Genomic DNA, 6,392 nt, shown 5'->3' on the forward strand with positions numbered 1-6,392 from the left:
GGATCGGGGTTTCGGTGGCGGTGGAGGTGGTCGACCCGGAGACCCTGGAACGCTCGGTGGGCAAGATCAAGCGGATCGTCGACCTCCGCGACGCGACCCGGGAGGATTAGGACCTGTCCGGTGGATCAGGTGACGCCCCGCCGCGAGCCGGTGCTCCCGTGCCGGCACGTCCTGGACCCGGCTCCTCGGGGACCGGTGGCTCCCGTGGCACCGGTAGCGGCACGTGTCACCGGAACCGGCGCGCCACCGTATGGAAGGACCGCTTGGGATCCCACTGCCCGGTCTCCGCGTAGCCGCGCCGCGTCCCGGTGGGGAAGGTCTTGGCCAGCGCGAAGCTGGCGATGTCCAGGTCGTGGCGGCGCTGCGGGGAGTAGGGCGAGTCGGGGGCGATGAAGTTGTAGACGAACGCGCCGTGCACCCTCTCGGCCGCGTAGAGGTCCAGCAGTTCGCCTATTTCGTCGGCCTGTTCCTGTTCGTTACGCACATAGCCGTCCTTGACCACCGCCGGTTCCCGCTCCCAGTCCACCGCCATGAAGCCCATGCCGCCCTGCTCCTTGGCCCCCGTGAAGGTGCAGCAGCCGAACTCGGTGACGACGACGGGCTTGCCGTGCCGGTGAAGGGCGCGCACCTTCCTGGTGTAGGTGGCCTTGTTCTCCGCGGTCCGGTACAGGTTGGCGCCCACGACATCGAAGCCGTGCCAGTCGACCTCCTCCCACTCCCCGGAGCTGTACGTGACCCGCCCCTGGAACAGTGGCCGTACGGTCGTCAGTGCCCGGTCCAGAAAGGCGTTCAGCCGCTCCTGGTAGCCGGCCGACTCGGGGCGCCGCAGCGCCTGGCCGCGCTCGTTGTAGTCCTTGCCCCGCACCAGGCCGGACATGAAGATGGTCAGCTCGGTGCCGACCGCGATGCCCACGCCGGGGTGTCCGGTGCGCAGCCGCTCGGCGGCGCGCGCCACCGAGCCGAGGAAGGCGAGGGTCTGCTCCGCGTCCTTGTCGAACTGCCGCGGCTCGAACCAGACGAACAGGCCTTGCGCGGCCGCGATCGATGCGGCCTCCGTCAGCCGGTCGAGGTCGTGGCCGAGCAGCAGGATCGCGTTGCAGTGCAGCTGCTCCTTGATGGCCGCGATCTCCCGGCGGACGTACTCCGTCCGCCAGACCTCCCGGTCCGTATCGAAGTTGACGCCCTTGTAGGTGAGCGATCCGGCGGTCCGCGGCGACGCCGCCGCGTCGGTGGACGTCTTACGGCCACGCGCGTTGTCGGCGGCGCAGGCGGTGGCCAGGGCCGCGGTGCCCGCGAGCAGGGTCCGGCGGGCGATCGGTGCTGGTGTCATACCGTCAGCCTGTGCGGAGTGCGGTCGGCAGCGCGTCGGACGAAGGGCTCGCACCAGTCGACCAAAGTCGCTGCCGCGTTCGACCTTCGGCGCGAGCGCGGAGGAGGCAACAAGGCGCGGGCCCGGGTGGTGGCCTCACCTGGAGTGCGGACCGTGGCGCGGCCCGCGCGCACCAGTGGAACGGAGTGTTGGCAGGCGTCCGCCCTCCCGTGGGGAGGCCGGGAGGGACGGAGGTGGCCCCCGCCCGACTCGCGGCGGGCGGCGTGCGCACAGGATGCACCTGATCCAGCCGCCGGTATAGATGCGTGACCGAAAATCGTCCATCACGCAGGACCTCGGCTCAGCAGCCGCTTCGCGGCGGGCGCTCGCTCGTCCGGCCTGATCCACCGGACAGGGCCAGGAGCAGCGCGAACTTGCCTTCGACGACCCACCGGTATACGCCCAGCCTGGAGCCGTGTATCAGTGCCGCGCCGGGCGATGCGCGGTGATCTGCAGGGCTCGTACCGATCGTGATCTTCGCGCGTCCGTCGGCACGCCGACACCGCTGCTCGCGTGGGCGGCTGCCTGCGACACAGTGCGGTGCATTGCACCGCGAGACGGGGCGGTAGGCACCGGTAGGCCGCAAGACGGCCTACCGGTCCTGGAGCGTCGGCGTGGTCGCACTCAGGCGAAGAGTTCGCCGAGCAACGCGGGGTCGATGGTGATGGGGGCGGGGCGGTAGGCGGGTGGCTGCATGCCCATCAGCTCGCGCACCAGGAAGTCCCAGCCGCGCTTGCGGACGTAGGCCAGGCAGTCGATGAACGTGTGCTCGGCGCCCGGCACGATGAGCAGCTCGAAGTCCTTGTCGGCGGCGATGAGCCGGTCGGCCAGACGCAGGGTGTGGTCCGGGTGGACCCGGTCGTCCATCTCGCCGTGGACGAGCAGCAGCTTGCCCGCCAGCCGGTCCGCGAGGTCCACGTTGGAGGCCCGGGCCCAGGCCTTCGGATTGTCCGCGCCGTCGTAGGCCTCCACGAAGTCCAGGCTGAAGGAGCGGGCCTCGTGCGAGCCGGAGAGGGCCACGCCGGCCTTGTACACCTCGGGGAAGTCCAGCATCGCCCGCACGGTGGCGAACCCGCCGCCGGAGTGGCCGAACGCGCCCACCCGGTCCAGGTCCATCCACGGCCGGGTCTCTGCCAGCTGGCGCAGCGCGGCGACGTGGTCGGCCAGGCAGCCCGCGTCGGCCAGGTGGCCGTAGGAGGCGTCGTGGAAGGCCTTGCTCCGGCCCGGGGTGCCGCGCCCGTCCACCGCGACCACCACGAAGCCGAGCGCCGCCAGGGGTTCCGCGTCGAGGCCCATGCCGCCGAGGCCGAAGCCCGGGTCGACCCGGTTGGTCTGCGGGCCGGGGTAGATGTTGTCCACCACCGCGTAGCGCCGGGCGGGGTCGAACCCGCGCGGGTGGTACAGCACCCCGTAAATGTCCGTCACCCCGTCGGCCGCCTTGACGCGGAAGCGTTCCGGCGGCGTCCAGCCGGTGGCAGTGAGCTTGCTGATGTCGGCGCGCTCCAGCTCGACCAGCACCCGCCCGGCCCAGTCACGGACGCGGGTCACCGGCGGGGTGTCGACGGTGGACGCAGAGTCGATGAAGTACTCCATGGTGTCCGGCAGGGTGACGACGTGGTCCAGCTCGTCGTCGGTGACCTTGGCGAAGCCGGAGCCGTCCAGGCCGACCCGGCACACCGTGCACCGGTACGGGTCCTCTGCGACCAGCCCGGAGGCGGTGAAGTACACCACCCGCTCGGCCTCGTCGACGTGCAGGATCTTCCGCACCGCCCACTGCCCGGAGGTGACCTGCCCGAGCAGCGCGCCGGTGCGCAGGTCGTACCGGTACAGGTGGCCCCAGCCGTCCCGCTGCGAGTACCACAGCACCTCGTCGGCCAGCACCGTACGATCGGCGGCTCGTACATCCACTGGTTGGGCTCCACCCGGGTGGCCCCGGTTTCGCCGAGCACAGTGATGACCTCGCCGGTTGCCGGGTCGAGGCGGTGCAGCGAGAGCGCGTGCCTGTCGCGGGACTGGGCGAGGTAGTACACCGCCGAGCCGTCCGCGGCCCACCACGCCCACTTGCCCATGACCGGCGACAGCATCGGCGTGAGCAGCGGCTCGGCCTGCGCGTGGATCACCGTGCCCGCGGCGACGTCCAGCACGACCAGCTCGGCCTGCGGCATGCTCTCGTCCCCGGCGTAGGCGTACCGCTGGGTGTGCAGGAGGGGCGCGCCACCGTCGGCGGGCCTGGCCTCCAGCAGGTGGGTCTGCCGGACACCGCGCTCATCGGTCCGGTGCGTCAGCACCTTCGTCGAGTCGGGGGACCAGGCCACCGCCGGCGGCAGGTACGGCACGCCGAACTTGCGCAGCAGGGTGCCGTTGCCGAGGCACTCCGGGCTGGTGCCGTACGCGTAGGAGGCTTCGCCGTCGGTGGTCAATGCCCACTCGCGGCCGTCGGACGCCGAGACCGCCCACAGGTCGTGCCCCCGCTGGGACACCGCGACCTTCTTGTCGGGCGACGGCACGTCCAGCGGGTGGCCCGGCGGCGTGAACTCGGCGTGCTCGCAGGTGTAGTCGTCCAGGCGGCAGCGCCAGTACGCGTCGAACGCGACGAACTCCACGGCGTCCCCGACCAGTTCGATGGCCGTGAACGGCAGGGCCTGCGGGTCGACCTGCTGCCCGGACGCCGAGGTGGCGTGCGGCGGCGATGGCCGCGTCCAGGAGCCGGGAGCCGGTGCGGTTGCGCCGCTCGGCCGGATGGACATGGAGGTCCAATTCGGCAAGGTGCTCCTGTCCGGTCCTGGTGAAAAGTCGCAGGAACACCGACCCGACGGGGATTCCGTCGGTGTCGGATGCCAGCCACGCCAGGCGGTAGCCGGACGGGCTGACATCGGGGTCGGTCAGCGCAGTGATGCGAATGGCCAAGGTGTCTCCATCGTCGAGAGGGGATGGTGTCATGAACTTCCGCAGAGCAGCACTAGGACTGGTCCTGCCGTGGTCCTGTGCCGAACCAGTGGCAGAGCGCTTCTCGCAGCGCGGGCGCGGCGGTGTCGGCGGGTTCGGCGAGCGTGGCGGCCCAGGCGACGTGGGCGTCCGGGCGAATCAGCAGCGCGTCGGCAGGCGGGCCATCGGTCTTGGCCATGCGAATGTCGACGAGGTGCTCCCACTCTCGGGCGATCTCGCGGAGTTCCGGACGGTCGGCCAGATCGAGCAGGACGGGCCGTGCGGCGTGCATGAGTTCCGCGATGCTGGTGGTGCCCTGGTCGGTATGGAGCGTGAGGTCGAGTACGAATGTGCCGGTCAGCGTGTCTCGGTCGGAGCCGGGCATCGGGTAGCGGATGTCGGCGCCGGCCACCAGGGCTCCCATCCGGCGCAGCGCCGGCTCGTCGAGGAGCAGCTCCCGGAAAACGTCCCGCAGCGCTTCGGCGGCAGCGCCCTGCCCGCGCCGCAGTGCCGCCTGGGCGTGGGTCTGCAGCAGGGTGCGTGCGCCGGCGAAGTGGCGTTCGTCGTGGTAGGTGTCCAGCAGACCGTCCGTCGCCCGACCGTGGATGGCGGCGGCCAGCTTCCAGGCGAGATTGACCGTGTCGAGCAGGCCGGCATTCAGCGCCGCGCCCGTGGCGGGGAAGAGATGAGCCGCATCCCCTGCCAGCAGGATCCGTCCAGCGCGGTATCGCTCTGCCTGCCGGGCCTGGAAGATGAAGCGTGACAGACGAAGCGGCTCGCCCAGGGGCACATCCGCTCCGAGCACGTGGCGGATGCTGCCCTGCAGTTCGGCAAGGGTCATCGGCGTGCCGTCGTCAAATACTTCGGGCTCGTCTTCGACGGTGGAGACGAGCATGATGTCGTCGGTCAGCCATCCGAAGGCGAACACGCCGCCGTCCGTTCGCGTGTAACCGGCAGCGATCACCCCCAGCCCCGCGACGTCCAAGTCGCCGTTGTCGAGCCGGGTCAGCGACTCGTGCATTTTGACCTGTCCCAGCCGGTTTACATCCGGGTAGGTGGTGCCAGGGAATCCGATGCCGGCCATGTCACGGACCCGGCTGTGCGCGCCATCGCAGCCCACGACGTAGCGGGCGGTCACCTGGTACGTCCCGTCGGGGCCGCAGACCTCCGCGGTCACGATGTCGTCGTCCTGACTGAGGCCCACCACCTCGCAGCCGCGTCGGATGTCGGCGCCGAGCTCGGTGGCCCGCTCGGTCAGCAGACGCTCCAGCCGAGGCTGGGGCAGTTGCAGCGCGTGGAGTGGGGAGTCCGCGAGTTGGGTGAAGTCCAGGTGCAAGCCGCCGAACGGGAATATCGGGGCCGGGTGGGGGCTGGTACTGGCTGCTTGGAATCGCTCCAGCAGGCCTCGGTAGTGCAGCAGCTGCAGGATCTGCCCGCCTATGCCGTTGGCCTTCGGCGTGTCCCGGGGCTGCGGCTGCCGTTCCAGCACCAGCGGCCGTACTCCGGCCAGGCACAGCTCGGTGGCCAGCATCAAACCGGTCGGACCGGCGCCCACGACGATCACATCGGCGTCCATCACAAGCCATTCCTTACGTAGTTGTTGAGCGCGTTCTGCGGGCTGTCACCCCACTGGCCAGGTGTGACCAGCAGCGCCAGCGGCCGGCAACCGTCTTCCCCGGGCAAGGTGGATCCTGCTGGTCTGTCCGCCCCGGGAGCGTCCCAGGAGGGCGGCCTTCAGTCGGAGCTTTCGGCGACGCCGGATGCGTCGTCGCTCCTCCCGCTCGGAGTCTGCTTCGACTCCCTGCCCGTCTTGTTTGTCGAGGCCGCCCCTTTGACCTGGCCTTCTCCTCCTCGGCGGCAGCCTTCTCCAGGGCGACGAGCACGTCCTCGCTCAGGTGCGTCCCGGCAGCGTCGTGGTGGGCACGCGCGGTGGTGGAGTCGATGCCGACCAGGGACAGGTCCACCATGCCTCGCTTCGCGGCTTCCGCGATCAGGCCCTCCAGCAGGGCCTAAGGGCTGTCCCGTAATCCCCGGCGGGCGCACGACGACAGCTACGGCACCTCGCTGCGTTGTCGGATCGCCCGAATACGCCCAGTAT

The 6,392-nt window shown here is 70.5% G+C and carries 4 protein-coding genes and 3 pseudogenes; 1 reads left to right on the forward strand and 6 read right to left on the reverse strand.

The genetic code is table 11. The features are described 5' to 3' along the window. Positions 1–110: hypothetical protein (locus ACWGI8_RS36860; protein WP_453667801.1), on the forward strand; the 110-nt coding region annotated here is incomplete at its 5' end. A 116-nt stretch (positions 111–226) separates the two neighbouring features. On the opposite strand, the gene ACWGI8_RS36865 is transcribed toward ACWGI8_RS36860, so the two are convergent. From ACWGI8_RS36865 to ACWGI8_RS36890, 6 genes and pseudogenes are all read right to left on the reverse strand, one after another. Next, entirely contained in the window at positions 227–1,330 is a 1,104-nt protein-coding gene (locus ACWGI8_RS36865) for an abortive infection protein (protein ID WP_453667798.1), read from the reverse strand. Positions 1,331–1,993: 663 nt separating this feature from the next. Then, positions 1,994–3,430 (reverse strand): prolyl oligopeptidase family serine peptidase, encoded by a 1,437-nt coding sequence (locus ACWGI8_RS36870; RefSeq protein ID WP_453667799.1) that lies wholly within the window; start codon positions 3,428–3,430, stop codon positions 1,994–1,996. Then, positions 3,340–4,116 (reverse strand): annotated as a pseudogene (locus tag ACWGI8_RS36875) (DPP IV N-terminal domain-containing protein); the annotation flags it as partial. The pseudogene ACWGI8_RS36875 and the gene ACWGI8_RS36870, both read right to left, overlap by 91 nt. Next, positions 4,091–4,309: pseudogene (locus ACWGI8_RS36880) on the reverse strand (GNAT family N-acetyltransferase); the annotation flags it as partial. The pseudogenes ACWGI8_RS36875 and ACWGI8_RS36880, both read right to left, overlap by 26 nt. 19 nt (positions 4,310–4,328) lie before the next feature. Continuing rightward, positions 4,329–5,870, reverse strand: coding sequence for an FAD-dependent monooxygenase (locus tag ACWGI8_RS36885; RefSeq protein WP_453667800.1), 1,542 nt, complete (start codon positions 5,868–5,870; stop codon positions 4,329–4,331). 35 nt (positions 5,871–5,905) lie between these two features. Further along, positions 5,906–6,303: pseudogene (locus ACWGI8_RS36890) on the reverse strand (hypothetical protein); the annotation flags it as partial. Positions 6,304–6,392: the final 89 nt, after the last annotated feature.

The sequence above is a fragment of the Streptomyces sp. NPDC054841 genome (assembly GCF_053611045.1).